Annotated in this window: 2 protein-coding genes; one reads left to right on the top strand and one right to left on the bottom strand. The window is 68.8% G+C overall.

The genetic code is table 11. The annotated features are described in order from the left end of the window. Nucleotides 1-1,011: MFS transporter (locus ACSF8R_RS14575; RefSeq protein ID WP_434812453.1), on the bottom strand; the 1,011-nt coding region annotated here is incomplete at its 3' end. Nucleotides 1,012-1,084: 73 nt separating this feature from the next. On the opposite strand from ACSF8R_RS14575, the gene ACSF8R_RS14570 reads away from it, so the two are divergent. Then, the coding region (locus tag ACSF8R_RS14570; RefSeq protein ID WP_434812452.1) for a PCRF domain-containing protein at nucleotides 1,085-1,729 on the top strand (645 nt) is incomplete at its 3' end.

Below are 1,729 nucleotides of genomic sequence, written 5' to 3'. Positions count from 1 at the left end.
AAGGATGCCGCTGGACAGGCCATTGCCGACCCCGAGCACCGCGGCGAACATCGCGAACCACATCGCGGCCTGGGGAAGATCGTGCGTGAACGCGAGCGCCAAGAACCCGGCGCCCATCAACAGCATTGCGGGAAGCGCCGCCCAGAGCCTGCCGAACCGGTCCATCACCTGACCGCTCGCGTAGAACAGTGCGAAGTCGATGGCCCCAGAGATGCCGACCACCAGCGCGATCGTCTGCGCGTCGAGCCCGATCGAGACGCCCCACAGCGGCAAGACCGTCTGGCGCACCGACCGCACCGCCGACAGCGACGCGGCGGCGAGTCCGAGTCGGGAGAGCACATCGCGGTGCCGCCACATGGTCGCGAACACACCTGCGCGACCAGGAACCCGAACCGATCCCGTGACCGGCTCGCCGGTGTCTTCACTCACCCTCGGATCGCGAGTCGGCGCGGCCACCCGGGTCTCCGGATCTGGACCGAGCAACACCAGCACGATGCTCGCGAGCAGGCACGCCGCGAAGAACCAGACCGACGCGTGTTCGTCGCCGAAGATCGACAGCAGCGCCGCAGCCACGAACGGCCCGACGAACATGCCCAGGCGGAATGTGCCGCCGAGCAGCGACAGTGCCCTGGCGCGGTAGGCGAGCGGAATGCGGGTGGTCATGAAGGAATGACGCGCAAGGCCGAACACCGCAGCGCAGAAGCCGATGACGAACACGGAGACGGCGAGCACGGGCAGCGACGGAGCGAAGACCAACCCGAGCGCGCCGACGAGTGCGACCGCGCCGCCGCCGGCCATCGCGGCCCGCTCGCCGATGCGGGCGACGGCCCAGCCGGCGGGAATGTTGCCGCACAGCTGCCCCACGACGAGGGCCGCCGCGATGAGGGCGGCCGTGGCGATGTCGGCACCGAGTTCTGCGGCGATCACGGGCAGCAACGGCAGGACCGCGCCCTCGCCGAGTGCGAACAGCACCGTCGGACCGTAGATCATCGGCGCCAGGCGCCACAGCATCCGGCCCAGCGCGTCTCCGCGTTCTGCGGGGGAGTCGCTGGCGGTCACGCTTTCCACGTTAGTCTGGAGTGTCATGCTCGAGTTCGATCCGTCTGCCGACATCCAGGCCCTGCGCTCCACCTTCGCCGACATTAAGGCGGTGGTCGACGTCGACGCGCTGCGCGCCGAGATCGACCGACTGTCCGAAGAGGCCGGCGCCCCAGACCTCTGGGACGACGTCGAGAAGGCCCAGAAGGTGACGAGCGCGCTCAGCCATCGCCAGGCCGAACTCAAGCGCGTGACCGATGTCGAGCAGCGCCTCGACGACCTCGATGTGCTCGTCGAGCTCGCGCTCGAGATGGACGACGAAGACACCGCTGCCGAAGCTCGTCGCGAGATCGAAACGCTGCAGGACGTCATCGGCCAGCTCGAGGTGCAGACACTCCTCGACGGCGAGTACGACGCGCGCTCCGCGGTCGTCACGATCCGATCGGGCGCAGGCGGCGACGATGCGACCGACTTCGCCGAGATGCTCATGCGCATGTACCTGCGCTGGGCCGAGCGTCACAAGTACCCCGTCAAGGTGATGGACACCTCTTACGCCGAGGGCGCCGGCATCAAGTCGGCCACCTTCGAGGTCGACGCGCCCTATGCCTACGGCACCCTCTCGGTCGAGGCGGGCACGCACCGTCTCGCACGCATCAGCCCGTTCGGCTCGGCCGACAAACGGCAGACGAGC

It is taken from the genome of Microbacterium sp. bgisy189, assembly GCF_965345345.1.
Classification (GTDB): Bacteria; Actinomycetota; Actinomycetes; order Actinomycetales; family Microbacteriaceae; genus Microbacterium.
This window is presented reverse-complemented; position numbering and strand designations above follow the sequence as displayed.